Genomic DNA, 26,299 nt, shown 5'->3' with positions numbered 1-26,299 from the left:
GTACGTAAAGAACCAGAGCGAGAGTCCAGTGGACGACGAAGGTGGGACAATGAGCGAATTTTTGCAGAGACCCTAGCACAATATGAGACAGGAGACGTGTTACACTTAGATGATTTAACATACGATCTATTCGTTTAAAAGTATATACTATTCAAAAAATGGATGAAGGGCTACCTCTCATACCTGTTGTCTTTTTTTCATTGTGTACAAATAACATATATCAGAAAATTCTGTTACCTATGTCTCAAATGGAAAATTAACGCTTGACTTGAAGCATTACTTTTTATGCAACGCTAGTGTACAAAAGTATAAAATTAGATGCTTAGGGATAAGTGAATAACGGAATAGAGACGTTTCAGCATGGAGGCGCCTTCACTTCATTGCCCTAAGCTAAGTCATCATCGGTTAGTCGCTAAAAGGAAGGCCGACGATAAACGGGCTTGCCGCCCGACGTCGATTCCCCCTGTTTTAGTGGCATAATTCCTTGATCTTAGTTAATGCTTTGCACCTAAACGGGCGCTCGAGCTTTTTGTCTTTGCATACGTCATTCATGTATTCGATAACGCGTGTCATATTACTTGTTACTTCTGAGCGTAGACGATTTCTTCTACGCGGCTACTGTGTGTATACACATTCATAGACCCTTTTCTAGCAAAGCCAATGACTGTAATCCCTAAGTCTTCGGCTAACTGTAAAGCAAGTTTAGTAGGAGCGGACTTAGATATAAGAATACTCACACGCATTTTGGAAATTTTTAACAATACCTCAGAAGAGATGCGCCCACTGAATACTATAACTTTATCGTTTATGTTCAAATGGTTCATTAACATATGACCGTACAACTTATCAAGCGCATTATGGCGACCAATGTCTGTACGAACGAGTTCGACACCATTAACAGAAGCTAAAGCTGCATTATGCACGCCACCTGTTTGATGAAACTGCATGGAAGCTTGTTGTAATTGTTCCATAAGTTGTAAACATTGCTTACAAGAGATGCGTAGGTTGGACATCATCGTTTTGGCTGTTTTCACATCATTCTTAAAATAAAATTGCCGACTTTTCCCGCAACAAGAGCCAATAATACGTTTGGAATGATCGAATTGATACATATCAGGAAGTTTGTTGATTTCCAAGTAAGCAAATCCTGTTTTTACATCTACATTCATACGTTGGATGGCATGATATTGCAAAATCACTCCTTCTGAAGCAAGAAAGCCGACGATCAGTTCTTCGACGTGTTCTGGAGAGCAAACCATGGTAGCGAATTCTTCACCGTTAATCATAATCGTGATCGGATATTCCTCCGCCACGGATGTTAACTCTTTTGTAGCTGCTCCGTCATGAAAACGAATAATTTCCCAATCCGCTAAATTATCAGACATATAATCCCCCTTTTTATCATTCCGAATATACGGTAAGATTCCCGCTTCTTATAAAGACTTGCAATGCCAAATCTTTATGGCGATGAAACAAGGGTTTTGTTATTGGCGACAAGCCATATCCTTTCTAATGACTATCTATTTCCAGTTCTTCTACGCGCTTCTCTGCGTACTTCACATCTTTTTGTGCATAATACGTAACTGCTTTTTCTAAAATGACTGCTGTATTATATTCAGGGATACCTGCATATTGTTCGTAAATGCCTTTTGGAATAAGGACATTCCCTTCTGGCCAATGTACTTCTAGATTGCCCGTTTTGACAGGGGCGAATTTAGCGCGGCCAGCATATAAACCGTGCTGGTTATAAACGACTACGTTTTCTCCATCTTGAATATCAAGTGTGTCTGCATCTTGTTTACTCACTAAAATATCATCACGGTGTGCATTGTTAAACGGATCCGTTTCACTATAAATCATCGAGTTGAATTGTTTTCCTCGACGAGTCGTAACGTAAAAATGCCCTTCTGGCTTTCTTAATTCTGGAATATCCATCGCGATAAGATTCCCCTTGCCATCTGTAGTCGGGCAAACGCCATCTTCACAGAGCCAAGCTCCTCCCCATTGGAAAAGATCGCCTTTTTCATTTAAATGCTGTATGCCATCATAGTTTGGGGCGGCTTTGGCAATTTCTTCACGGATCGCACGTGCATCTTTAAAATGAATAATGTCTTTTGCTTCAGGTCTTACTCGCTTTGCTACATCCACATAAACCTCCCATTCAGAACGAGCCTCTTCTATACGTGGACCCTTAATTTCTGGGGAGAAATAGACCATTCTTTCCGTAGAGGTAGACGTCCCACCTCCAGGTTGCTCATAGCGTGTCATCGCTGGCAAAACGATGACTGCTTCCTTTGCATCTACAAGTGTAGACGTATTGAAGATAATATCTTGATGCACTCGAAGTTCAACTTGTTCTAAGCATGATTGAATATAATCAGGATTTGGCATTGTTTCAAGAAAATTCCCTCCCGACATATAGTAGAGCTTTAATTTTCGTTCATGTTCCTCTGGTAAGTGAGCGTGCTCTAGAGATTCGCCGACAATGTCTCCTTGCCAAGTGGGAATATCAAAATTCCATACTTTTTCTACACGTTCCCGTTGCTCATCATTCATGCTTCCTCCTGGTAAAGAGAAGGGGTCTGCTCCCATTTCACCAGAGCCTTGCACACCAGAATGTCCTCTTATAGGCATTAAGCCGCAATGTTCACGTCCAAGAAACCCGCGTAACAAAGCTAGATTGGCAACTTGTGAGATGTTATCGGTTCCAAAACGATGTTGGGTCAGACCCATAGACCAGACAAACACAGCTGATTTTGAATTTGCTAGGAGCGACGCTAATTCTATCATTCTTTGTTTAGAGATGCCGGACGATTGCTCTAATTGTTCCCACGTATGAGCTTCTACCTTTCTTTGTAAAGCGTCCAAACCATTGACATGTGCCTGAATAAATGCATGGTCCAACGCTGATCCTGGCTTTTCATTCTCCATTTCAAACCAATGCTTCATAATGCCGTGCATAAAGGCAATATCACCACCAATATTTACTTGGTAAACATCATCAGCTATTTTCGTTCCAAATAAAGCGGACTCTCCAATAGAAGGGATCCAATATTCGTCCATGGATGGTTCGTGGTAAGGGTTGATAACAATGATCTTTGTTCCTTGCTTTTTAGCGGCATACATATATTTAGTAGAAACGGGTTGGTTATTTGCTGCAACAGAACCCCAAAATAGTAGAACATCTGTACCGATCCAATCTTTATAATTGCAAGTTGAGGCGCCAACCCCTACAGAACGAGTCAATGCTGTTTTAGATGGCGAGTGGCATATTCTAGATGCATTATCAATATTATTCGTTCCAAGAAACCGAGCGACTTTTCCGAGTACATAATAGGTTTCATTCGTAATGCCACGTGAGGTGGAGTAAAAGGAAAGCTGTTTTGGATGAAGGGCACGCATTTTTTTAGCAATATAGTCTAGTGCTTCGTTCCAGGAAATACGTTGAAACTTTTGATCATATGGCTTGCGAATAAGCGGATAAGGGATGCGACCGAGCTGACGTAGTTCTGTGCTGTTCATTTTTCGCAATTCATCTATATCAGCATGCAAGATAGCTTTGTTTATAGCTGGCATCGTATTTAAACGAAGAACGTTTAGACGTGTCGTGCAAAGATGTGGTCCAGTTAACGTCTGATCCTTGAGTCCTTGTACGCCAAGTGCGCAACCGTCGCATACTCCTTGTGTAAGGATACGAGTGGCATAAGGAAGTCTGTCTTTATTTTCCCAAGCAACCTTTATTGTGTCGCGAATATGATGCGGTTTTACTTTTCCTAAACCAAATGGAACCTTGCTTACCCAAAGCGATGGATCAGGCTTTTTGGACAACTTAATTGGGCCAGTGTGCTTTGTTTTCCCCATTATTTCCCCCTCCAATAATCTACAGTTGATTTTACTTGGTTTCATCCTACCATGAAAGCGGATACAATACAATTCAATTTAGCTATCTATTTTTTCACTGAAAGTGGTAGCATTGCGCATAAAATTTCTCTTTTTCTAAACACTAATCATAGAAACTAAAATGGAGGTAAAGCAGATGGAATGGTCATGGGTTTGGAAAGCTGTGCTTATTATCATTGGGGGAACCTTACTGCTAAGGCTTGCTGGTAGAAAATCAATATCCCAAATGACATTGGCGCAAACGGTTATTATGATTGGCATAGGTTCTTTATTGATTCAGCCATTAGCTGGCAAAAATATATGGACAACACTCGGTGTAGGTACCGTTCTTGTATTGACATTAATTGTCATGGAGTTCGCACAAATTAAATCTGATTCCTTTGAAGGGATTATAACAGGGAAATCAAAAGTCCTCATTCACAATGGTGTCATTCAATATGACCAACTAAAAAAATTACGTCTAACAACAGATCAGCTAGAAATGAATTTACGACAGAAAAATATATCGCGAATAGAAGATGTGGAATGGGCAACGTTAGAAGCAAACGGACAAATTGGGTATGCGCTAAAGCCGGAAGCACAACCAGCCACAAAAGGAGATATACAACAACTTTATACAGAGATAAAAAACGTCCAACATCATTTGTTAGCGCAAAGCAGAACGCTGGGGAGTGGGGCTGGTGAAAAGTTTCAATCCCCTTCCAATTTATTTCAAGAAGTAGCGGATAAAGGGCATGACAGTAATACAACTCCTCCTCATCAATTTGATTAAAAGAGATAGTGGTTAAAATAACGCTTCATAGGGAATAGTCTTTATAAGTTCAGATCGATAATAAGCATTCGATTTCACAATATGCCCCAAGATGGTTTGCAGAGAACAAAGTAACAAGTATTTTCTTACATAATAGGAAAGGATAGCATTTTGTTCATCTTCCATTGCATGTAATGGGAGACAAGAGCATCTCAATGACCTAGCTCTTAAGAGAAGCCCCTACCCGGTTACGAGTAATCCATTTGGGGGAACGCCGTCGGTGATTGAAGTTTACTTTATAGAGTGAAAAAACAGCTTTTTTTCAGCAGTATGTTGGCGATACGTTAAGTTTTAATAACTTTAATAACAAACCATTTTATTTCGTGTTAAAAAAGTATATAATATAATTTGTGTGTTTTTGGAGAAACGAAAATAGGTCATGGAAAAAGTCCTTATATGATGATATATGGCACCAAGATACTCCTTTTCGTAAGAGCATATCTTTAGGCTATTCATCATCAGTGGCATTGATAGAAAAATTCTACTGATAGAAGATGCACTTTCTATTATTCATCTATTAACGCATTATTTCCTTGCAAATTTGTAAAATAAAATTTAGCTTTTTCTATTTTTTTTTACGCGGATTATACAGCCTTTAAGAAGATGTACAAGATTTTATTTAGCAGTAATAGATTGCAATATGCTATTTAATATGCTAAGCTTGTAAACACAATATATCGTAATAAATAACCTTTATAACTACTATATATTGTGTTTTGTTTTGAGTTAAGGCTATTATTATTAGAAAATTAAGACGTTTGAGTGTACGATAGCATGATGAATCAATCTCTAGTATTGTAAAGTACATAAGGAGTTTTAAATGAACATATAAAAGACAAGCTTGGCGTAATCGCCGAGTTTTCTAATGCCTATTTACTGTTCGTAAATAGTAGCCATATATTATAGCCCTTTAAAGGGTTTAATTATATTGAGGGAGGATTATAAATGATCATCGACATCGCTACTACAAGAGATAGACTTGTAGAAATCATTGATCTTGCGCAACAGGGGCTAGCTGTTGAAACGAAAGCTTATAAGGAAAAGGCATTTAAAACGATTCAGGAAGATACTCCGATCGACAAAGCTTTAGATATTCTTGTTCAAATCGCATTGGAGAATATTGATGAATCTGCTCCTGATTGGACCTATGTAGCGAGCCGAATTTATTTACAGCAGCTTTACCATCAAGCCCGCCACAATCGCCATTACGATGATGGTAAATATGGTGATTTTTATGAATTAATTACCATGCTGACGGATGAAAATATTTACGAAAATAATCTGTTAGAAAAGTATTCAAAAGCGGAAATTGATTACTTTGCCGAACAAATCGATCCTGCAAGGGACTTGTACTTCACCTACTTAGGGCTTCATACATTAGCGACACGTTATTTAGCAACAGATCACGATAAAAAGGTGTTTGAGCTACCGCAGGAACGTTGGATGGTTATTGCCATGACGCTTATGCAATATGAAGATAAAGCAAAGCGGACAGAGCATGTGTTAGAAGCTTATTGGGCACTAAGTAACTTATATATGACAGTCGCAACACCGACCCTTGCTAATGCTGGAAAAACGCATGGTCAACTATCTAGTTGTTTTATTGATACCGTCGATGATAGCCTTCAATCCATTTACGATAGCAATACCGATATTGCTAAGTTGTCTAAAAATGGTGGTGGAATCGGTGTTTATATGGGGAAAATCCGTAGCCGTGGAAGTTCCATTAAAGGATTTAAAGGGATGTCAAGTGGTGTTGTACCATGGATTAAACAATTGAATAATACAGCGGTAAATGTCGATCAATTAGGAACGAGAAAAGGTGCAATTGCTGTTTATTTAGATGTTTGGCACCGTGATATAGAGGCGTTTCTTGACTTGAAATTAAATAATGGTGATGAGCGTATGCGGGCACACGATATTTTCACAGGTGTCACCTTACCTGATTTATTTATGGAACAAGTAGAAAAACGTGGTAATTGGTACCTATTTGACCCCCATGAAGTGCGACAAGTGATGGGGTATTCATTAGAAGATTTCTATGACGAGGAAAAAGGGAATGGAACTTTTCGACAAAAATATATGGAGTGCGTAAACTCCGAACAATTGTCAAAACGTGAAATTCCAGCGATTGATATTATGAAGCGAGTTATGAAATCACAATTAGAATCGGGTACACCATTTATGTTTTATCGTGATGAAGTGAATCGACAAAATAGTAATAGTCACCAAGGATTGATTTATTGCTCTAACCTTTGTACGGAAATTACGCAAAATCAATCGCCTTCTGAATTTGTAGAAGAATTTTTGGAAAACGAAAATACCATTGTAAAGAAATATAAATCTGGGGATTATGTCGTCTGTAATTTAAGTTCGATCAACCTTGGAAAAGCTGTTCCAGATGAAATTCTAGATCGGTTAATTAAAATTCAAGTACGCATGCTAGATAACGTTATTGATATTAACACATTGCCAATTATGCAAGCTCAACTAACGAATAAAAAGTACCGAGCTATTGGATTAGGAACGTTTGGCTGGCATCATCTGCTAGCTCGTAACAATATGAAGTGGGAAACGGAAGAAGCGGTGGACTATGCAGACGAATTGTATGAACGTATTGCTTTTCTTACCATTCAGGCAAGTATGGAATTAAGTAAAGAAAAAGGCAGTTACCCGGCATTTGCAGGTAGTAAGTGGAGTTCAGGTGAATACTTTGAGCAAAAAGGCTATGTCAAAACAGATTGGCTTACTTTAAAAGAAGACGTTAAACAGCACGGTATTCGAAACGGTTATTTAATGGCAGTGGCACCGAACTCAACAACAGCAATGATCGCTGGGTCTACAGCTAGTATTGATCCGATTTTTAAAACATTTTATTACGAAGAAAAGAAAGACTTTAAAATTCCAGTTACAGCACCAGACTTAACGCACAAGACATATGATGTATATCGTCGCTCTGCATACATTGTAGATCAACGCTGGTCTGTGAAGCAAAACGCTGCTAGACAGAAGCATATTGATCAAAGTCTCTCCTTTAACTTCTATGTACCAAATACGATTCGAGCATCTATTTTGCTCGATTTACATTTGCAAGCATGGCAGGAAGGATTAAAAACAACGTATTATGTACGCTCTACTTCCAATGAAGTAGAAGAATGTGAATGGTGTCAAAGTTGAGGACGCTAATCGCTTACTTGACCTACAGCGGTAATACCCAAGAAGTTGCAACACTTATCCAAGAAAACTTACAAATAAAAGGAGTGGAGACGGCGGTTCATCGTATTGGTATTGATCCGCCTGTTGATCCCGCTGTGTACGATATTATCTTCTTAGGTACATTTACTTGGGATCGGGGAAGCACACCCGATGAAGTGAAAGACTTTATTCTAGAAGTTGGGTATAAACCGGATAATGTCGCTATATTTGGTACAGGTGATACACAATTTGGAGGCGATGATTTATTTTGTCGTGCTGTTGATAAGTTGGTCAAATTTTATCATAGCCCTTGGCGCGGACTGAAGATAGAACAGTCTCCAAGAGGCAAGCAAGAACAATTTGTAAAGGACTGGGTGGAAGGAGTATTAGACCATGGCAAAAATCATGCTGGAAAAAGCAAAGACGTTAGAACCATTAAATCCAAATAAGTCCACAGGTGTATTTGGAGGACAATCCAGTGGTATCTTAAATTGGAATGATATTGCTTATCCACACTGGTATAAAATGTATAAACGGTTAGTAGGAAATTATTGGCAAGCAGATGAAGTGAATATGCAAAGTGATATTAAGCAATTCCCTTCATTGACAGCAGAAGAACAGGACGCGTATTTAAAAATTATTGGTTTGCTATCTACGTTAGATGCACCGCAAACACGAACGGCTTTACTCATTTCTTTGTACGCAACAGATCCATCTGTGCAATCCATTATGGCAGTCATTGCACAGCAGGAAGCAGTGCATAATGAAAGCTATTCTTACGTGTTGTCTTCCGTTGTCTCGTTAGATGAGCAGAATAAGTCTTTTCAACTCGGAAGAACGGATGCAGTTTTGTTGAAGCGAAACGAGAATTTAACGAAGCAGTATAACGCTTTTGTGGAAGAGCCGACAATCGAAAATATTTTAAAGACATTAGTATATACAGCTCTTTTAGAAGGTATGTTCTTCTATTCTGGGTTTGCGTTTTTCTATAATTTGGCACGCCATAATAAAATGGTCGGCACGTCAACCATGATTAGTTATATTAATCGCGATGAGCTTGAGCACGGTCGCTTCATATCTGAACTATTTCGTGCTACGCTTGCCGAAAATCCAGAATATAATAAGGATACATTTATTCAATGGGTATACGATCATTTTCAAGAATCGGTTGAATTGGAAATTGAATGGTCCAAGTACGTGCTTGGCAGTGTAGAAGGAATTGACCTTGACGAAATGGCTGGATACATTAAATATCGTGCAAACAAAATGCTTCGTATGATGGGATTACATGATATATATCCAGATTATACCGAAAATCCGATGAAGTGGATTCGCGCCTACGTAGATAACTTTGATGGCACGAAAACAGATTTTTTTGAACAGAAATCTAGACAATATACGAAAACAAGTGATTTGAATGGTTTTGATGATTTATAAGCATGGTAACTAAATAGGCAGGAGTACAAGCACAGGCACTTAAGAGGTGGAGACCTTCTCTTTTTAACTGCCTGTGTTTTTGTTTTTTTGTATATAACCGATTAGAAAGTTGCATGAACTCTCTCGGCTCACTTTTCCTTTGAAAAGTTCTTGCTGCCTATCTATCGGTTCATTCCTACCTCTATTTAGTTTGTTGTTCTAAAAGAATGTGAGCCATGACGTTTTCTATAGTATAAAAACCCTTTACATTCACGTAACGGAAACGTTTATGATAAAAGTAGGAGGGATAAGCAATGTATATTCAAGAAGTTGCCAAGCGGCTAAACACAACAGCAAGAACCATTCGATTTTATGAGGAAAAGGGTCTCCTATCACCTAGTAAGCAAGCGAATCAATATCGAACGTTTACAGATGAAGAAGTAGTAAGGATTAGCACGATATTAGCATTACGTGAATTTGGCGTTGGTATTAAAGAAATAAAGCAGTTACTTGATGATCAAAAACAATATCGTATCCATGATTATTTGAATCTGCAACGTGCTGTGCTTTTTGAAAAATGGTTAGAAATGAAAGATATGATTCACACGCTAGATCAGTTGTTAGAAGGAAATAACGATCAGTCGATTTCTACTAAAGATTTAATTGCTCTATCAAAGCATTTAAGAAAGCTAAAACATTTGCGCCAATCTTGGCAGGACAAATGGGATTTTGATGCACAAGCTTCGGATTATGATCAAAGTCTGAGAATAAGTGGTTATCGATTTAATGTCCATCAAGACTATGAAACGGCCTTGGAGAAAGTGGTTGATACAATGCCTCTAGAAACAGGACAAACTTGTTTAGATATTGGCATTGGCACAGGAAATTTAGGGGCTAAATTTTTAGCGAAAGGAGTTCATATTATTGGTGTAGACCAATCGGATAACATGTTGCAGGCATGTAAGCAAAAGCACCCAGAAATTGAAGTGCGTAAAGGCCATTTTCTGGCTTTGCCAATTTTAGATCAACAAGTTGATGGAATTGTCTCCAGTTATGCGTTACATCATATTACAGATGAACAAAAACTGCTTGCATTAGCTGAAATGGATAGAGTTCTACGTCCAAACGGTGCTATCTGTATTGTAGACTTAATGTTTCAAGATGACGCGCATCGAGGCGAAGTAATGCAATATTTAAAAGAAAGTGGAAATACAGAGGCTATCTATGCGATTGAGGATGAGTTTTATGCAAATGGTTCTACCCTGTTAAATTGGCTACAGGAACATGATTACCATGTTAAAACGCATATTTTTAATCCGATACTAAGTATGGTTTACGCATTCAAATAGGTTAAAAGGCGTAAACTTTGGGATACAATGACAACTTTTTCAAACGGATCATAAAGAAACATTGGCATCGTAGCAACGTTATACAGAAATAAGCTGCCTACATCAGAGGCAGCTTATTATTTTAGTTTGCAAAATAATTTTTTAACCCAATCGTAATTCCGTTGGCAACTTGATGTTGAAAACTGTTAGAACGAATGGTAGCAAAATCGTTATAATTAGTAAGAAATCCTAGCTCTAATAATATAGAAGGAGCATGATTATTCCTTAATACATAATAGTTATTTGGCATCATTCCTCTATCACGCAATGTGACAGCAGAAGCAAGACCTTGGTGAACATTCTCTGCTAGTTTCTGGTCTTTGGAAGAATAATAGAATGTATTTATGCCGTCTGCACTGGAGTTCGGAAATGCATTATAATGAACACTAATAAATGCATGGGTGGTATAAGCATCGCTAATTCGAATACGATCAGCTAAAGAAACATACGTATCACTTGACCGAGTTAACAATACATTTGCACCAGCTGCTCGTAATTGTTCTGCAATTTGCTTGGAAGTTTCAAGTGTTAAAAATTTCTCTCGTACACCGTTTATTCCAATAGAACCAGGATCGTAACCACCGTGTCCAGGGTCTAACATGATATTGTATCCATTTAAGGAATGACTAGTATTGCTGGTTTGAACTTGTGGCTGTGCTTGAGAGGAACTGCTTCCTTCATTGGGCGTTGCTTGTACTTGTACCTGTACAGGTTTATCCTGTTTAGCAGGAATCAAATAATGTTTAGCAACCCATGCTTCTTTCCCACCAAAATAAGTCTGTACCCAGCCGTGTTGTTCACCGAATTCGACTAATTGGTCCCCAGCTTGTAATTGCCCAACAATTTCCGAGTCTATAGATGGGCTGCTTCGCACATTTAATAGAGCTTGTCCAACGTCATACACATCCCCATTAGCTGCATGGCTATTGTTAGGCAGCAAAAATAGAGAAGTTAGCACAATTGCTAAAGATGTTAGTGCATAATAGAAGTTTTTCAAATTAAGCACGGCCTCCTTCAATAAGATATAATTTTGCTTTATATAAATTCGTATTGAAACAGTTGCTTTTGGGGGCAGCTGATAGAATACGAGATAAAAGCTATATTTAAAAAATATTACTGAAACGATTGGTGCTATGTTCATTGATAAGGAAAAACGTATTAATAAAGGTAACAAATATAGATAGTAGAATAATAGATTAAACAATCATTAAACATTTAGAAAGATACCTTTTATCCGGCAACAATTTTACGTTACTTTGTGTATGATCGGTAAGGATAATTTTCAGGGTTATAAATCAAGTTTTTTAATGTTATAGCAACGCCTCATCCATTGTATCATAGAAGGGTGGTAGTAAATACCCATTTTATTGTTTCGAATACACTCTATAATAAGTATTCGGTTATACTTTTTTATCGGTACGGTTATCTTAAGTTTAAAGTAATTTTACGAGCTTTTTAATAGTATAACCAGAATAATAGATTTAAAACGATGGATTAAAAAACTGATTCCTTTTTACTAGAAAGAGATAAGCTTTTAGCGGATTTAATAGGGTAGGAGAGGAAAATAGTACATACGGCTTATTTCGTTAGGGAGACTTGGCATATCGACAAGTCTTTATGGCGAAACCTTTGTGTTTCTGTAGTGTAAAAGAAAACAGCTGCAATTTGTGCAGCTGTTACCAATTGAGAAATTATAAGAGATACGTAATAAAAGAGTCTCAGCATATACATGTGCATCCCCTTTTTACTTAGAGAGCGTTATTTTCTATCAAAATGCTTGTAAGTAAGTGTTTTTATACAAAGACTACAGTTGTAATATAAGTGGGGCTGTAAAATAGGATTAATCGAATAATTGAGAGGCTGCTTGAAGGGTTTGCTTATTATTAGCCATTTCTCCTGGTTTACGTGATTGACCGATTACATAGTCTTCTAGAGTCATGCCAAAAAACTGGCAAATATACTGAAATTGTTGAACGAGGGGCAATCCTTTTATATGTGGTTGATCGCCACCAACAAGAATAAGGTATACTTTTTTATCTTTTAACGTTTGGCGAAAATGCGGGTAATTGGGATCTCGTAAAACTTGCGACCAACGATCAATGAATGTTTTTAGTGGTCCGGACATGCCATACCAATAAATAGGGGTAGCGAAAACGACGGTCTCGTGTTTTAATAGTTGGTCAATTAAAAATAAATGGTCATCCTGTATGTGGGGAAATCCTTCTGTTGCGTGTCGCTTATCTACAATCGGTTCTATGTTGTAGTCGCGCAAATAAATATGTGTTGCTGTGTCTTGAGGGATAGCGTGATGGGTTAAAAATTCTGTATTCCCATTTGTCCTTGTTGAACCATGAAAGACTACTATACTCATGTTGTTCTTCCTCCTTGAATGAAAGTGCCAATTTAGTAAATAGTACCTTGTAAAATTGTATTCTAAAGATGAGCGTTTAGAAGTAACTTGCTAAGATGATTTTTGCATGAATATTCGTATGTCATACTATAATAAAATTAAGGGGAACCTTTTTGCGAGGTTGTTCGTATTAAACAATAGATAAATTGCCACTCTGTTTTGTGCCATGGATAGCAAGTCGTGCATGGGAATAAGCAGGAAAATCTGGTTTGACTTAGGTGAATAAATTAATTGTTCATAAAAAACCCTTGGCGCGTTGCGTGTAACATATAGAAGGCATAGGTGAAGCCATCATGAAAAAGACGGTCATTCTTTTTTTAATAGTACTTTTTATATCCGTATATACTTGTTTCCTAACATATTGGTCTGGGTCTTATGTAGTTCTAGATCCAAATTGGCAGGAACAAACTGTTTTAACCCCAGAATCTGTACAAGACCCACGTGATATTTATGTTATTGATAAATGGATATATGCTTTTAAAATGTATCCAGTTAGAAGTATTACATTTTTGTTGTCTGCTTCTGGTGTAATTGGTTTTTGTACGTATTTCGTTCGCAAATTTATACGTAAGCGCAAAAATGGTAATACGTTATTTTAAAGGATATGGAGGGATAATGTAATTGAAGAAAAAACGTCGTACATCAAAACGCCAAGAGAACGATGGTGGGTGGTGGTTCTGGATTATTGACTTCCTCTTAAGTTTTATCGATTTATTAATTATTTTACCAATTAAATGGTTAGGTAGATTAATGGCGGGGTTATTTAAATCTTGGTGGTATTAAAGTAGTAATTTGTATGAGTATGATAGGAAAATATCGTGTTATAAGGCTTATGTATAAGAAAACGCCTAAGCTCTCATTGGTAAAATCGCTATATATTATGAAGCGTACTTGCAGATGTGATTTTTTTGAAAAGACACACCAGTTTTCGCCATATATACTTGGCGAGAACTGGTGTGTTTCTTAGATTAAGCTTACTAGTAAGGATTTATAGACAACTGTCGTATATAAACATTTAAAAGTTACGTTTTTCCAACTGTGCAAGCCCCCACAACATCGCTATGCTAAAATACGATTTTTGTCGCTCGTATAGTTTTGCACTTCCTACGAAGAAAAAATGCTCTTCTGCGGGGCGTTCACTCGTACTATTCCCCCGCAGAAGTGTACATATTTAACAACGATCGATAGGGTCAAGCTACTTTTATTCTTTCCTGTAGAACTACTTCTCTGTTACATTCTTATCCATTTCCAAATCTCTCCTGGAGTAGCATTTTTACCGTACATTAATATGCCTACTTTAAAGATTTTTCCAGCAAGTCTTACGAAAATCCAAATACTAATGATTAAAATAGCGAGTGAAATGATAATTTCGAGCCAGGGCCATTCTTCTAAGTTGCTTAGGCGAAGTAAGAGAACACCTGGCGCCGTGAAAGGAATGTACGTACCAAGTTGAGCCATGAATCCACTTGGATCACTAAGAACAGGTCCGATAAAGATAAACGGTAAAAACGGAAGCATCATCACCATACCTTGAAAATTTCCTGCTGTCGTCATATCGGTCATCGTTGCGCCGACGCCGACAAAGATAGAAGCAAACAATAGATAGCCTAAAATGGCAATCATGAGATATAAAGCTAATTCTGGAACGAACAAATAATCTAAAAACGCAATGTCCAATCGCCATGATAAAACAGGAAGGACGATGACCAAAGAGACAAAAGATTGTACAATGCCTAAAACAAAATAGCCAATAATTTTTCCTTGCATGAGATCATTCGGTGTGAGTGAGGATAAAATAATTTCCGCAATTTTATCTTTTTTCTCTTGTGAAGCGCTTTGAAAAATTGCCATACCAGTAAATACGATGGATAACATAATAAAACCAGCAAATGCCCCAGGTACAATGCGCTCTAATGAAGCTATTTCAGATTCTTCAGCTGCTTTATTGGCATCTTTTGTATCGGTTTCATTACTAGCTGAAACGTCTGCTATCTGAATACCACGGGAGACAACCGCTAACTGTTCATTGGACAAGCCAAGTTCCTTTAATTGCCACGCTTGAATAGGGGAGGATAATATTTGGGCTTGATTAATAAAAGAGGCATCCATTTCCTCCGAAGTGTAAGCAGGGATAGTTCCTTTTATTAAACTTTCCTCGTCGATAAATAAGTAGGCTGTCTGTTCCGTATTTTCAACTTCCTTTTTGGCTTCTTCTTCCGTTACATCCGTTTGCATGACTTGCCAGGATATATTACTTGCTGCAACTGTCTGCTCTATTTCAGAAAAAACTCCTAGCTCATCATGAATAAATACGGTCTTCATCTCTGTTTCTTCATCGTCACCGCCAATCAGTTCGCCTAAGAACATAAATCCAATAATGAAGAGGGGCGTTAAAAACATTCCAATAATAAAGGTCTTGTTGCGGAGGTTTCGTTTGATCTCCCATTTAGCCACTTTCAATGAATTACGCATATGCTTCACCGACTTCCTGCATGAGCTGTTTACCTGTTGCAATATCAATAAAAATTTCATGTAGTGAAATGCGATCTAACCGTAGCTCTTGCACATCCAATGTAGCAGGAAGCTGCTTGAGCCATTGCACTGGATCAATATCTTTATATAAGTAGACAATACTATGCGCATTTTCTTGTTCTACGCGTTGTACATGTGGCAACTGTTCAAGTTCTTCTTTTTTATTTGTACCATGAATCGTGCATTTAAAGTTGGCAAACTCTTTTTTTACTTCATCCATATGTCCGTAAATTACTTTTTTCCCCCGATGTATCAAAAATAGGCGATCTGCCATTTCTTCGACAAGATTCATTTGATGAGAGGACAGTAGGATAGCTGTGCCGTTATCGGCAAGCTGACGAATTTCCTGTTTAAATAATTCTTGGCTTACAGGATCTAACCCAGAAAATGGCTCATCAAGAATGAGTAATTCGGGCTCGTGAAGAATGGACGCAATAAATTGCACCTTTTGTCCCATCCCTTTAGAAAGCTCATCGACATTCACTTTTTCCTTCCCTTCTAAGTCAAACTTCTTTAAATAATCTAAAGCTCGTTGTTTTGCTTGATCTAGCGGGTAGTCTTTTAATTCAGCTAAATAGAGTAAAATATCCATTACTTTGACATTTTTATATAACCCACGCTCCTCTGGTAAGTAACCGATTTTATGCCGTGGTATCGAGTTGTTTGTATAATTGGAAAAGGTAATCCTTCCTGCATCAGGATATAAAATACCCATAATGTTACGAATCGTAGTTGATTTTCCAGCACCATTCGGTCCGAGAATAGCCATGATTTCACCTTGGTGTACGTCAAAAGAAATATTGTCGATGACTTGTTTGTCTTTAAAAGCTTTGTTTAAATTTTCAACTGTTAAAATTGCGCTCAAAATAGTTGTCTCCTTCCCTTTTCTTCATTATTTATTCCATTCTGTAAGGCTCCTGCTAAAACTATTGCAGATTTTACGATGGAGATAATAGGTGTTTTATCTCCTTTCTATAAGCAGTGTAAGGATTTCTTCCAAATCTAGAGATTCCTGCTGTGTCCAATTGATTTGTTCTTGTTGTAAGAAGGCTTCCGTCTGTTCTGGAGCGTTTGAGACAAGATAGCGTGTTGAGCGATCGATCTCCCCTGGAATACCTTCCTCTGGAAGATGTTCGCCAATCCAATATCGGCGGTGTCTATGAATTAGTGATTCTTTTTCAAATTTGTTCAACAGCTTTCCATTCTTTAATACGACTATATAATCAGAAAGTTTCATAATGTCAGCGGATTGATGACTCGCCATGAAGATAGCGCGGTCTCCTTGCTCCATCCATTCTACAAGTAAATCCATTAGCTTCTGCTTTGCCGGAATATCCAAGAAAGAAGTGGGTTCATCGAGAAGCAACAATGGTGTATTTCTTGGTAAAGCAAGTGCTAGCTGGAGTTTTTGTTGGTTTCCTTGGGATAGTTTTGCAAATTGTTCATCTAATGGAATTTGCAATAAATCTACCATCTTCTGAAATAGCGCTTCATTCCAATGCGGATATAGAGAGGAAATAAAGTCTTTTAATTTGATTCCAGTGAAAGGTTCCCAACCAATGATGGTTTGTGCTTGGTACGTAATATGTTGTTTCCAGCTTTCATCGGAACCGTTTGTTTCTATATCCAATAGTTGAATGCTACCTGTATTACGTTTCACTAAATTCATAATGAGTTTAAATAGTGTGCTTTTTCCAGCCCCGTTCGCTCCAACCATTGTTGTTATCGTTCCAGGCTCTATCATTAAGTGAATCGGTCCTAGGTGTAAGGTGTCTATGTTTTTTTCTACATCCATTATCTTGAGAAGCGATGTCATGTTTGGTTTCCTCCTTTTTTATGAATGATTTCTAAGCACATTTTTTTTAGTTGTTCGGCTGTATAATCATATTTAAATGCAATTTCAACAGCTGCTTCAATTGCTTGGTATACTTCATCAACTTTCATTTGCTGCTTCATATCATGGTCTATGTCAGCAACAAATGTCCCTTTTCCTTGCGTTGTTTGAATAAAGCCTTGATATTCTAAATTTTGATATGCACGACGAATCGTAATGACGCTCGTCTCTAAGTCTTTTGCCAGCGAACGAATGGATGGAAGTGGTAATCCTTTTGTAAGTTGTCCGCTAGCAATGAGCGTTTTCATTTGGTTTTCGATTTGATGATAAATTGGTTCTCGAGATGTTTTGGAAAGATGAATAGGTAATTCCACAAAACCAGCTCCTTTCTGCTAGCATTAGGCATATATCGTATAGGTCGTGTGAGGATCGCAATTAGAAGTAATCCCGCTTATTCATAATTTGTTTCATATATAGTTGATGCGCTTTGACAGCTGCAAAGCCAATAATGAGTGAAACTGCGGAACTGAGTACGGGCCAGTTTCTAGCAATAATCATGGATAATTCCACAACACCATGGTCAAAGATGAGGTGAGAAATAGATAATATAAATAGGAAAATGAAAAGAAAAATGAAAGTCATAGCTGCTGTGAACAACCAATTTGCTGGATATACTTCACTTATTGGTGTAAGCGTCCCTATATAAAGATTGACAGATAACCAAATGATTGCAAACGCGATGTAAGCTGGTATGGATAATAAATGAGCGATAGGTGATGCAACATAAAAGATAATTAGAAACGCAAATTGTACTGGAAAGGAGAAACAAAAATGAATGATGAAGCGACTTTTAATTAAGATCTCCTGTTTAATTGGTAATGGTAATTGCATCATCAAAAGAGGATAGACATTGGCTTGTTTTAAATGCCAATAATTTGGATTTCCAACATTGATACCTAAAGTAAAAAAAAGAATAAAAAATAAGTCATAACTTATAACGCTATTATCGAGATAATGCTGAAAATTGGAAATGGTAAAAGGGAAGAAACCAAGTACGATTAAACAACCAAATGCAATCTTCCTCGTAGAAATGCTTAATTCCAACTTAGCAACTTGCCAAGCTTGCTTCCATTTTTGCATATAAACAACCTCCTGAAAACTAAACTGTAGTACTGTGTATGTTCACATAAACAGTACTACAGGTAATAAGAGGATGTCAAGGGACTTAAGGTGCAAAATTTACGTAATTGTTGAAGTGGGGATAAAGAGGTAAGATAGAAACTTTAGCTTGAACGGAAACTGTAGAGAGAGGGAAGTTTAGGAAATGGAAAAAAACGAGCAAATATTGTCAATATACATTAATTATAAATGGAAGTATAAATTCATGGAGCGAATGTAACCCATGAAGATAATACTGTTTATAGCAAAGCGGTCAGAACATGGAAGGCGTGCAGGTAATATACAACTACGATTGGCGAAGGTATCAAAAACATGGTACACATCGTTTAATAGAATGTGACGAAAAAAAGTCAAGTAATAATGTTTCGTATAAACTAAAATATGACCATATTGTGAAATATTGAACAATAAACCCATAAATAAAAACATGTATGGTATACTCTAAATGTAGTAAAGAAATACTACAACGAATTGTGAAATGATGAACAAAAGGGAGATGGTACACGTGATCATGAATTTTATCCGAAGAAGTAGTATAGCCGCAGGTATTTTAGCACTTATTCGTATTTATATTGGTTATGAATGGGTTGTTGCTGGTTATGGTAAAATTACGGGCGGTCAATTTGACGCTTCTGGATATTTACAAGGGGCGATTGCAAGTGCTGGAGGAGAGCATCCGGCAGTACAAGGCTGGTGGGCAGTATTTTTAGAAAAAGTAGCCTTGCCGAATGCAGACATATTTACTTTCCTCGTTATGTGGGGGGAATTGTTAGTTGGTATCGCACTTATATTAGGCATATTCACCAACTTTTCAGCATTGATGGGTATTACAATGAACTTCGCTTTCTTGTTTAGCGGCACAGTTAGTACAAATGCGCAAATGGTATTACTTACGGTATTCTTGTTAGTTGCTGGTTACAATGCTGGAAAATTTGGTTTAGATAGATGGGTTATTCCATATGTAAAAGGTGTTTTTACTAAAAAAGAAAGAGAAAGTCTAAAGGTTGCTTAATGGCACAACAAATCATAGCACCTTCTTACAGCTTGACGATAGCTGTAAGAAGGTGTTTTTTGCACTATAAAACCCGATTGGTAGTAAAAGTAAAACGAATGGTTTAGCCATAAAGAGTTGGTGATCAGCAAGTTTTTTAAATGTTTCTGAAGTTATTGTTAAAGGAGTCGCGAAAATCGTAGAAGGAAATATTTTACCGTGCTATTTTATATATAAAGCTTTTCTACACAAAGTATGGAGGGGGAAGTATGCCAAAATTTCATAAACTTGTTCGTGATAAAATTCCAGAAATAATTGCGAGCAAGGGGCAAAAGGCAATTACAACAACACTTCATACAGAAGAATACCTGGTTGAATTAAAGAAAAAAGTGCTAGAAGAATGGGATGAATATTTACAGGCTGAGGATGATGTTTCAGCGCTAGAGGAATTAGCTGATCTTTTAGAAGTCATTCACGCATTAGCAAAAACGCATGGAGCGTCGCTGCAAACAGTCGAAACTTTGCGTAAGAAGAAGAGTGAAGAGAGAGAGGTTTTGATAGGCGTGTGTTTTTACACTGTAGAAAAGATGACATTTAGAATTATTAGTTTAAGAAAAATTATAATAAGACCCAATAGGGCTGAAGGCAGACTATGTTTCTTTTCACAATAACTAGAGAAGAAAGCTCCCACATATTTTTTCGTGATAGGAACTTTCCCCTTAAAGAACTCGTTGTGTGATTCGTCAAGTCGTATACATTTGCCGACAATTTCAGCATAGAATTACTTATATGTATGAAACATCTTCATACATATGGAAGTTTTACGATTTTAATAGATTTGCTTTAGTTACATACATAATTAGCTAAAACGGACTGTACGTTATAAATATTGAGTTGCTTATTGAATGTTTTTTGAATCGGTTCAGAGCTACCAGAAACCCATAGCTTAAGTTCTGCATCTAAATCAAATGTTCCAGCTGTTTCAATGGAGAAGTGCGTAATGTTTTTGTAAGGAATAGAATGGTATTCCATTTTCTTTCCAGTAACACCTTGCTTATCAAGAAGAATTAGTCGTTTATTGGTAAATAACATCATGTCGCGGATCAGTTTGTATGCGTGCTCCACATTCTCTCCTGTAGATAATAGATCACTTATTTCTTCCTCTGCTTTCTTTGTGTCCATTTCCGATGCATTACCCATCATACCATCAAACAATCCCATTTAATATTCCTCCTTGTGAATAAATAAAAAAATCAGATATTAAAGCGTATGTTTAATCCAATGACAACAAAATATATGCATTATTCAAAAGGTGTTTGCATTCAAATTGAACATATATCTACATTGTACACGAGTATTTCCTATAATGGAAGGAAACCCACGTTTAAAGATTTCCAGAATCGAGCAAGCTGATAAAAAATGGAAAGGGGTAGAAAGATGAATAAAAAGACCATTTTGATTTTGTTTACCATGATATGTATTATCATTTTATCAGCTTGTAATACAACCGATGAAGAACAAACAAAAGAAAAACAACAGTCGAACGAATCAGTAGAAACAGTTGGCAATATGGAGGAAGATGCTTCGAAGCAAATTTTTGTTTCATTAAAGGATCGCAAGCAACAGGAAGTAGCTACAGCAACATTAACTCAGGAAGAAGATGGCGTACGTATTCAATTATCAGGACAAAATTTCACACCTGGAAAGCATGGTTTTCATATCCATGAGACAGGTGCATGCGAAGGACCTGATTTTAGTTCTGCTGGTGGACATTTCAATCCCACAAACGTGAGTCATGGAAATGTTGAGGATGGTCCGCATGCAGGTGATTTGCCTAACATTGAAGTGAAGGAAGATGGTACTGTGCAAGCTGACATCTTAGCTGAAATGGTTACGCTTGAAAAAGGAAAGCCAAATTCATTACTAAAAGAGGATGGAACAGCCCTTGTCATTCATTCGGATGAAGATGATTACAAGTCACAGCCTGCAGGGAATGCAGGAGAACGCATTGCTTGTGGTGTGATTCAAGAAGGGGAATGAAAAGGACAGGCGAGCGATTATAGCTCGCTTATTTTAAGAGATAAGAAAGTATAAAAATTTGATGCTATGGGATAACCAAATAACCGAATGAGCCACGTCCGGCTCCATCGCCCAGCAACTAGGCGACTTCACGAATCGCCTTACGATAAGTCATCATCGGTTCGTACTAAATAGGAAGGCCGACTAAAGACGGGCTTGCTGGAGGGCGCCGGCATACTTCTGTTGCAGGAGCATGATTCCTAAAACTTTGTTGATTCGCTCCACTCGCTACGTTGCTAAACGGGCGCTTCCGCCTTTGTTCTACTATAGTAAAAGAAAAACTCGGCTTACACAAAAAAATGTAGCAATAAGCCGAGTTTTTCCCATGAGAAAAGATATATAAAATAAGTGGTTTGTGATTCATGCCGTAACCAAATAAGTAAGCGCTCAGCAGTTAGGTGACTTCACTTCATTTAAGCTAAGTCATTATCCGTTCGTCGCTAAGAGAAAGGTCGACTAAAAACGGGGCTTGCCGCCCGACGTCGGCACTCCCTTGTTTTAGTGGCATGATTCCTAAAAGTTTAGTTGCTAACAGGACGCTCCAAGCCTTTATTCTGCATTGTTTACATGCTTGCGTTGGAAATTTGCAATATTTTCATACTCTGCTTTCAAAACTTGAGGTAGACGTATGAAAAGCGGAAGTAGCTCATCGTAAACAGCACTTGCAGCTTCATTTGGTTGATGGGTATGTGTAGCGCCAATCATTTCGGAAACAACTGAAAAGTCATCAATCTCATTTGTAGCGTACATGCCTAATACGATTGCGCCGAGGCAAGAACTTTCATAGCTTTCTGGTATGACAACAGGTTTATGGAAGACATCGGCCATCAGTTGACGCCACATGGCTGATCGAGCAAAGCCACCCGTCGCTTGGATTCGTTTTGGCTCTCCTGTCAATGCAGTGACTGCAAGTAAAACGGTACGTAAGTTAAACATAACACCCTCTAGTACGGCGCGTACCATATGTTGTTTTTGATGATGAATGCTTAATCCGAAGAAAGAAGCACGTGCATTAGCATCCCAAAGTGGTGCACGCTCCCCCGTCATAAATGGGTGAAATAAAAGCCCGTCAGAACCTGGTGCTACACCTTCAGCCATTCTCGTTAGTACATCATAGGGGTCCATACCTAATCGTTTGGCTGTTTCTACTTCAGAAGCTGCAAATTCATCCCGTACCCAACGTAGAATCATTCCTCCATTATTAACGGGTCCGCCAACAACCCAATGCTTTTCTGTTAATGCATAGCAAAAAGTTCTACCCAGTGGATCTGTTTTTGGTTTGTCGGTGACTGTACGTATCGCACCGCTTGTTCCAATCGTAACGGCAGTAACGCCAGATTCAATTGCGTTGACACCAAGATTGGAAAGTACACCATCACTTGCTCCGATGAGAAACGGCGTGTTTACGTCTATTCCCATTTCTTTACAAATAACTTCGTCTACACCAGTAAATGTCTTTGTAGTAGGCACGAGTGTGGACAGGTTTTCTGGGGTTATCCCTGCTACTTGTAATGCTTCCTCATCCCAATCTAATGCTTCTAGGTTCAATAAACCGGTTGCCGAAGCAATGGAGTAGTCAATCACATAGGAATGGAATAAACGAGAAAATATATATTCTTTAATCGAGATGAATTTATGCGCTCGTTGGAACAGTGCTGGTTCTTCTGTTCGTAACCATAATAGTTTGGCTAACGGCGACATGGGATGTATCGGCGTTCCTGTTCTTAAATAGATTTCATGCCCATTTTTCTTATCGTTTATCTCTTTAGCATATGGAGCACTTCTTGTGTCCGCCCATGTAATGCTATTTGTTAATAAATTTCCTACCTCATCTACAGCAATTAAACTATGCATGGCAGAACTAAAAGCAACAAATTTTAAAGCTTTTGGGTGAATCCTACTTGTTTGCATGGTTTCTTTAATTGTTGTTACCACAGCTTGGAAAATTTCGTTAGGATCTTGTTCGGCTACTAAAGGATTTGGTGTATGTAACGGGTAATGTACGGCACTTTTGCTAATTGCTTTTCCGTTCTTTGTAAACAAAACCGCTTTTGTACTCGTGGTTCCAATATCAACGCCTAAATAATAAGCTGATGCGGTCATCCATATTCCTCCTTGCACTACGTATACCTTTATTTTACCAGATGTTTGATGGGAAACATGTATTTGAAAGATCTCACTCGTTAATGATTCATTTTATCGTTAAGCAAAAAAGGGGAAGCTTGGTTTTACCGTTTATGCTTCCCTACGTAAACTAGTCGTTTTTAACCACAGCGTGGCCGCCAAATTCATTCCGTAGTGCTGCTACCACTTTGCCTGTAAACGTATCATCTTCAAGGGAGCGATAACGCATCATTAAGGAAAGTGCAATAACTGGTGCTGCTACTTGGTAATCTAGAGCTGTTTCTACCGTCCATTTTCCTTCACCCGAAGATTGCATAATACCACGTATTTGATCCAATTGAGCATCTTTGGAGAATGCTTGTTGTGTTAGTTCCATTAACCAAGAACGAATGACCGAACCATGGTTAAATACCTTAGCAACTTTTTCGTAGTCATAGTCAAATTCACTTTTATGAAGAATATCAAATCCTTCTGCGATGGCTTGCATCATACCATATTCCATTCCATTGTGAACCATTTTTAAGAAATGACCACTGCCTGCTTTCCCAGTGTATAAGTAGCCGTTTTCTGTGGAAATATCTTTAAATAGTGGTTCAATTTGTTTAAATGCTTCAGCATCTCCACCTATCATCGTACAAGCGCCGTTTCTAGCGCCATCTGTTCCTCCACTTGTACCGCAGTCAAAGAAAAAGATGCCTTTATCGTCTAACATTTCTTTTCGTTTACATGTATCTTTATAGTTGGAGTTACCGCCATCAATTAAAATATCACCAGTTTCAAGTAATGTTGTCATTTTTTGTACGACATTTTCTGTCACTTCTCCAGCTGGAACCATTAACCATATAATGCGCGGACTAGGTAATTGTTCTACAAGATGTTCGATGGAGGATGTTGCTTCGTAATTTGCATGTGTGATTGAAGTCCTTTGTGCTTCGTTCGTGTCAAAGCCAAGTACATAATGTTGATGGTCGAGTAAATTAAGTGCTAAATTATATCCCATTTTTCCTAAGCCAATCATACCAATATTCATTTCCGTCACCTCGAGTTGAATTAATATCATTTTGTTAAATTATGAACATAATAATTATTGCATGATGGGAAAGTATAAAAAATCACATGATAAAATGTGCATGTTAGTCTTTATAGTATAAAAGACCACCATGGCTTGCATGGGAGAGTTCACCATATACAATTTCGCAAGCACGTTTTTACTATGAAGACAGCGTTTTCCCATAAGATTTGTCGATAAACCAAGTTTTTTAGCAGTAAATAATTCATCGACTTGCATTCATTATATCAAATTTTTTTCCGTATACAACAATTATCGCGAAATTTTTTTTCGTGTATAATAGTTTAAGAAAACGAAATAGTATAAAAATCTTTTTGTGAGATAAAAGGAGAACATAAATATGGATCAAGTCAACCAACACGGTTTAGCGCGTATTCGTAGCAATTATAGCCGCTTAAGTGAGAAAGAGAAGAAAATAGCTGATTATATTTTGCAACATCCGAAAACAATTATTCATCATACAATTAACCAGATTGCAGATGAATTGGAGGTTGCGGATTCAACGGTGTTTCGTTTTTGTCAGCGCGTGGGTTTTAAAGGATACCAAGCTTTAAAAATTGCACTTGCTGCTGAAATGGCGACACCCGTCACAGATATTCACGAAAAAATCCAAGCTGGCGATGACGTAGGAACGGTTAGTGAAAAAGTTTTTCGTTCGAATATGAATACACTAGAGGATACGTTCAAAGTAATTGATCAAAAAGCCTTACATGAAGCTGTTGCAGCATTAATTGTAGCTGAAAAAGTAGAGTTTTTTGGGATAGGTGGGTCAGCCATTGTATCCATCGACGCTTATCATAAATTTCTTCGTAGTGGAATGCAAGTGCACGCAAATTTGGATGCGCATATGCAGCTAATGGCAGCATCACAATTGCGTGCTAAAGATGTGGCTGTTATTATTTCCCACTCTGGTTCTACAAAAGATATTATGGATATACTACATGTTTTAAGGGATAAAAATGTCACGATTATTGCGATAACAAACTTTGCTAAATCCACGCTGAGCAAGCAAGCAGATATTTTACTTTATACCGTCTCAGATGAGACAGAATTTCGACCTGAAGCATTATCGTCACGAATTGCAGAGCTGACATTAATTGACGCATTATATACAAATGTAATGCTTGCCAAAGGAGAATCCGCTCAACAGGCACTACAAGATATGCGCAAGGCAATTGCTTTAAAACGTTTATAAGGTGACGTGAGTTTCCTGATGTCAGCGACTTTCGATGATAGTGGGCGAATTTTTAGCAGGTATGAGCGGGATTTTGACAAGAGTGAGCGAAACACCAGCAAGGGCGAGTGATTTTTCGTGGTCTAGGAAATTATAAAATTTTGCAGCTGTGGATAAACGTACTAAGTTATTTAGCC

Annotated in this window: 23 protein-coding genes; 11 read left to right on the top strand and 12 right to left on the bottom strand. The window is 37.8% G+C overall.

Features of this window, described 5'->3' with window-relative positions:
* Nucleotides 1-581: 581 nt before the first annotated feature.
* On the bottom strand, nt 582-1,385 hold the full coding sequence (fdhD, locus tag HLX49_RS09305; protein WP_077702266.1) for a formate dehydrogenase accessory sulfurtransferase FdhD: 804 nt from the start codon (nt 1,383-1,385) through the stop codon (nt 582-584).
* 124 nt (nt 1,386-1,509) lie between these two features.
* Nucleotides 1,510-3,861 (bottom strand): FdhF/YdeP family oxidoreductase, encoded by a 2,352-nt coding sequence (locus HLX49_RS09300; RefSeq protein WP_296361464.1) that lies wholly within the window; start codon nt 3,859-3,861, stop codon nt 1,510-1,512.
* Between the two features lie 175 nt (nt 3,862-4,036).
* Between HLX49_RS09300 and HLX49_RS09295 the strand changes: the two genes are divergently transcribed.
* The 5 genes from HLX49_RS09295 to HLX49_RS09275 all read left to right on the top strand — a co-directional run bounded on the left by HLX49_RS09295 (nt 4,037) and on the right by HLX49_RS09275 (nt 10,671).
* On the top strand, nt 4,037-4,672 hold the full coding sequence (locus HLX49_RS09295; protein ID WP_077702268.1) for a DUF421 domain-containing protein: 636 nt from the start codon (nt 4,037-4,039) through the stop codon (nt 4,670-4,672).
* Between the two features lie 984 nt (nt 4,673-5,656).
* A complete protein-coding gene (locus HLX49_RS09290; protein WP_077702269.1) occupies nt 5,657-7,888 on the top strand; it encodes a ribonucleoside-diphosphate reductase subunit alpha in 2,232 nt (743 codons plus the stop codon).
* Nucleotides 7,873-8,355, top strand: a complete 483-nt coding sequence (locus HLX49_RS09285) for a flavodoxin (RefSeq protein WP_077706802.1) — start codon at nt 7,873-7,875, stop codon at nt 8,353-8,355. Before HLX49_RS09290 ends, HLX49_RS09285 begins: the two co-directional genes overlap by 16 nt.
* The gene (locus HLX49_RS09280; protein WP_296361460.1) at nt 8,300-9,343 is read left to right on the top strand and encodes a ribonucleotide-diphosphate reductase subunit beta; all 1,044 of its coding nucleotides are present in this window, start codon (nt 8,300-8,302) and stop codon (nt 9,341-9,343) included. The genes HLX49_RS09285 and HLX49_RS09280 overlap by 56 nt, the downstream gene beginning before the upstream one ends.
* 293 nt (nt 9,344-9,636) lie before the next feature.
* Nucleotides 9,637-10,671, top strand: a complete 1,035-nt coding sequence (locus HLX49_RS09275) for a MerR family transcriptional regulator (protein ID WP_077702275.1) — start codon at nt 9,637-9,639, stop codon at nt 10,669-10,671.
* 121 nt (nt 10,672-10,792) lie between these two features.
* Here HLX49_RS09275 and HLX49_RS09270 read toward each other — a convergent pair whose 3' ends face one another.
* Both HLX49_RS09270 and HLX49_RS09265 read right to left on the bottom strand, forming a co-directional pair.
* Nucleotides 10,793-11,707: an N-acetylmuramoyl-L-alanine amidase family protein gene (locus tag HLX49_RS09270; RefSeq protein WP_176087262.1), complete on the bottom strand. Its 915-nt coding sequence runs from the start codon at nt 11,705-11,707 to the stop codon at nt 10,793-10,795.
* 843 nt (nt 11,708-12,550) lie between these two features.
* Nucleotides 12,551-13,081: a flavodoxin family protein gene (locus HLX49_RS09265; protein ID WP_296361451.1), complete on the bottom strand. Its 531-nt coding sequence runs from the start codon at nt 13,079-13,081 to the stop codon at nt 12,551-12,553.
* 332 nt (nt 13,082-13,413) lie between these two features.
* On the opposite strand from HLX49_RS09265, the gene HLX49_RS09260 reads away from it, so the two are divergent.
* Nucleotides 13,414-13,719: a DUF4306 domain-containing protein gene (locus HLX49_RS09260; RefSeq protein ID WP_077702278.1), complete on the top strand. Its 306-nt coding sequence runs from the start codon at nt 13,414-13,416 to the stop codon at nt 13,717-13,719.
* A 22-nt stretch (nt 13,720-13,741) separates the two neighbouring features.
* The gene (locus HLX49_RS09255) at nt 13,742-13,903 is read left to right on the top strand and encodes a hypothetical protein (RefSeq protein WP_164085428.1); all 162 of its coding nucleotides are present in this window, start codon (nt 13,742-13,744) and stop codon (nt 13,901-13,903) included.
* A 447-nt stretch (nt 13,904-14,350) separates the two neighbouring features.
* Here the strand turns inward: HLX49_RS09255 and HLX49_RS09250 are convergent, their stop codons facing one another.
* The 5 genes from HLX49_RS09250 to HLX49_RS09230 all read right to left on the bottom strand — a co-directional run bounded on the left by HLX49_RS09250 (nt 14,351) and on the right by HLX49_RS09230 (nt 18,626).
* On the bottom strand, nt 14,351-15,592 hold the full coding sequence (locus tag HLX49_RS09250; RefSeq protein ID WP_077702279.1) for an ABC transporter permease: 1,242 nt from the start codon (nt 15,590-15,592) through the stop codon (nt 14,351-14,353).
* Complete coding sequence (locus tag HLX49_RS09245) at nt 15,585-16,517, bottom strand: ABC transporter ATP-binding protein (protein WP_296361447.1); 933 nt, start codon at nt 16,515-16,517, stop codon at nt 15,585-15,587. The genes HLX49_RS09250 and HLX49_RS09245 overlap by 8 nt, the downstream gene beginning before the upstream one ends.
* A 96-nt stretch (nt 16,518-16,613) precedes the next feature.
* On the bottom strand, nt 16,614-17,468 hold the full coding sequence (locus HLX49_RS09240) for an ATP-binding cassette domain-containing protein (RefSeq protein WP_296361445.1): 855 nt from the start codon (nt 17,466-17,468) through the stop codon (nt 16,614-16,616).
* A complete protein-coding gene (locus HLX49_RS09235; RefSeq protein WP_077702282.1) occupies nt 17,465-17,860 on the bottom strand; it encodes a GntR family transcriptional regulator in 396 nt (131 codons plus the stop codon). The genes HLX49_RS09240 and HLX49_RS09235 overlap by 4 nt, the downstream gene beginning before the upstream one ends.
* A 61-nt stretch (nt 17,861-17,921) precedes the next feature.
* Complete coding sequence (locus HLX49_RS09230) at nt 17,922-18,626, bottom strand: hypothetical protein (protein WP_077702283.1); 705 nt, start codon at nt 18,624-18,626, stop codon at nt 17,922-17,924.
* A 550-nt stretch (nt 18,627-19,176) separates the two neighbouring features.
* On the opposite strand from HLX49_RS09230, the gene HLX49_RS09225 reads away from it, so the two are divergent.
* Together HLX49_RS09225 and HLX49_RS09220 are read left to right on the top strand one after the other, a co-directional pair.
* The gene (locus HLX49_RS09225) at nt 19,177-19,677 is read left to right on the top strand and encodes a DoxX family protein (protein WP_101934240.1); all 501 of its coding nucleotides are present in this window, start codon (nt 19,177-19,179) and stop codon (nt 19,675-19,677) included.
* A gap of 248 nt (nt 19,678-19,925) precedes the next feature.
* Nucleotides 19,926-20,327, top strand: a complete 402-nt coding sequence (locus HLX49_RS09220; RefSeq protein ID WP_331804664.1) for a nucleoside triphosphate pyrophosphohydrolase — start codon at nt 19,926-19,928, stop codon at nt 20,325-20,327.
* 172 nt (nt 20,328-20,499) lie between these two features.
* On the opposite strand, the gene HLX49_RS09215 is transcribed toward HLX49_RS09220, so the two are convergent.
* Nucleotides 20,500-20,877: a PH domain-containing protein gene (locus tag HLX49_RS09215; protein ID WP_073006819.1), complete on the bottom strand. Its 378-nt coding sequence runs from the start codon at nt 20,875-20,877 to the stop codon at nt 20,500-20,502.
* 216 nt (nt 20,878-21,093) lie between these two features.
* Here HLX49_RS09215 and HLX49_RS09210 point away from each other — a divergent pair, with 216 nt between their 5' ends.
* Nucleotides 21,094-21,696 (top strand): superoxide dismutase family protein, encoded by a 603-nt coding sequence (locus HLX49_RS09210; RefSeq protein WP_077702284.1) that lies wholly within the window; start codon nt 21,094-21,096, stop codon nt 21,694-21,696.
* Nucleotides 21,697-22,284: 588 nt separating this feature from the next.
* On the opposite strand, the gene gntK is transcribed toward HLX49_RS09210, so the two are convergent.
* Nucleotides 22,285-23,838, bottom strand: coding sequence for a gluconokinase (gene gntK / locus HLX49_RS09205; RefSeq protein ID WP_296361438.1), 1,554 nt, complete (start codon nt 23,836-23,838; stop codon nt 22,285-22,287).
* 151 nt (nt 23,839-23,989) lie between these two features.
* Complete coding sequence (gnd, locus tag HLX49_RS09200) at nt 23,990-24,889, bottom strand: phosphogluconate dehydrogenase (NAD(+)-dependent, decarboxylating) (RefSeq protein WP_077702286.1); 900 nt, start codon at nt 24,887-24,889, stop codon at nt 23,990-23,992.
* 379 nt (nt 24,890-25,268) lie between these two features.
* Here gnd and HLX49_RS09195 point away from each other — a divergent pair, with 379 nt between their 5' ends.
* Nucleotides 25,269-26,123 carry a MurR/RpiR family transcriptional regulator gene (locus HLX49_RS09195; RefSeq protein WP_296361436.1) on the top strand — a complete coding sequence of 285 codons (855 nt, stop codon included), beginning with the start codon at nt 25,269-25,271 and terminating at the stop codon, nt 26,121-26,123.
* Nucleotides 26,124-26,299: the final 176 nt, after the last annotated feature.

This window comes from Virgibacillus sp. (genome assembly GCF_013393565.1).
GTDB classification, from domain to species: domain Bacteria; phylum Bacillota; class Bacilli; order Bacillales; family Amphibacillaceae; genus Virgibacillus; species Virgibacillus dokdonensis.
This window is presented reverse-complemented; position numbering and strand designations above follow the sequence as displayed.

Coding starts and splice junctions, on each gene's coding strand:
- fdhD (WP_077702266.1), bottom strand. CDS start 1,385: ATGTCTGATAATTTAGCGGATTGGGAAATTATTCGTTTTCATGACGGA.
- HLX49_RS09300 (WP_296361464.1), bottom strand. CDS start 3,861: ATGGGGAAAACAAAGCACACTGGCCCAATTAAGTTGTCCAAAAAGCCT.
- HLX49_RS09295 (WP_077702268.1), top strand. CDS start 4,037: ATGGAATGGTCATGGGTTTGGAAAGCTGTGCTTATTATCATTGGGGGA.
- HLX49_RS09290 (WP_077702269.1), top strand. CDS start 5,657: ATGATCATCGACATCGCTACTACAAGAGATAGACTTGTAGAAATCATT.
- HLX49_RS09285 (WP_077706802.1), top strand. CDS start 7,873: ATGGTGTCAAAGTTGAGGACGCTAATCGCTTACTTGACCTACAGCGGT.
- HLX49_RS09280 (WP_296361460.1), top strand. CDS start 8,300: ATGGCAAAAATCATGCTGGAAAAAGCAAAGACGTTAGAACCATTAAAT.
- HLX49_RS09275 (WP_077702275.1), top strand. CDS start 9,637: ATGTATATTCAAGAAGTTGCCAAGCGGCTAAACACAACAGCAAGAACC.
- HLX49_RS09265 (WP_296361451.1), bottom strand. CDS start 13,081: ATGAGTATAGTAGTCTTTCATGGTTCAACAAGGACAAATGGGAATACA.
- HLX49_RS09260 (WP_077702278.1), top strand. CDS start 13,414: ATGAAAAAGACGGTCATTCTTTTTTTAATAGTACTTTTTATATCCGTA.
- HLX49_RS09250 (WP_077702279.1), bottom strand. CDS start 15,592: ATGCGTAATTCATTGAAAGTGGCTAAATGGGAGATCAAACGAAACCTC.
- HLX49_RS09240 (WP_296361445.1), bottom strand. CDS start 17,468: ATGACATCGCTTCTCAAGATAATGGATGTAGAAAAAAACATAGACACC.
- HLX49_RS09230 (WP_077702283.1), bottom strand. CDS start 18,626: ATGCAAAAATGGAAGCAAGCTTGGCAAGTTGCTAAGTTGGAATTAAGC.
- HLX49_RS09225 (WP_101934240.1), top strand. CDS start 19,177: ATGAATTTTATCCGAAGAAGTAGTATAGCCGCAGGTATTTTAGCACTT.
- HLX49_RS09220 (WP_331804664.1), top strand. CDS start 19,926: ATGCCAAAATTTCATAAACTTGTTCGTGATAAAATTCCAGAAATAATT.
- HLX49_RS09215 (WP_073006819.1), bottom strand. CDS start 20,877: ATGGGATTGTTTGATGGTATGATGGGTAATGCATCGGAAATGGACACA.
- HLX49_RS09210 (WP_077702284.1), top strand. CDS start 21,094: ATGAATAAAAAGACCATTTTGATTTTGTTTACCATGATATGTATTATC.
- gntK (WP_296361438.1), bottom strand. CDS start 23,838: ATGACCGCATCAGCTTATTATTTAGGCGTTGATATTGGAACCACGAGT.
- gnd (WP_077702286.1), bottom strand. CDS start 24,889: ATGAATATTGGTATGATTGGCTTAGGAAAAATGGGATATAATTTAGCA.
- HLX49_RS09195 (WP_296361436.1), top strand. CDS start 25,269: ATGGATCAAGTCAACCAACACGGTTTAGCGCGTATTCGTAGCAATTAT.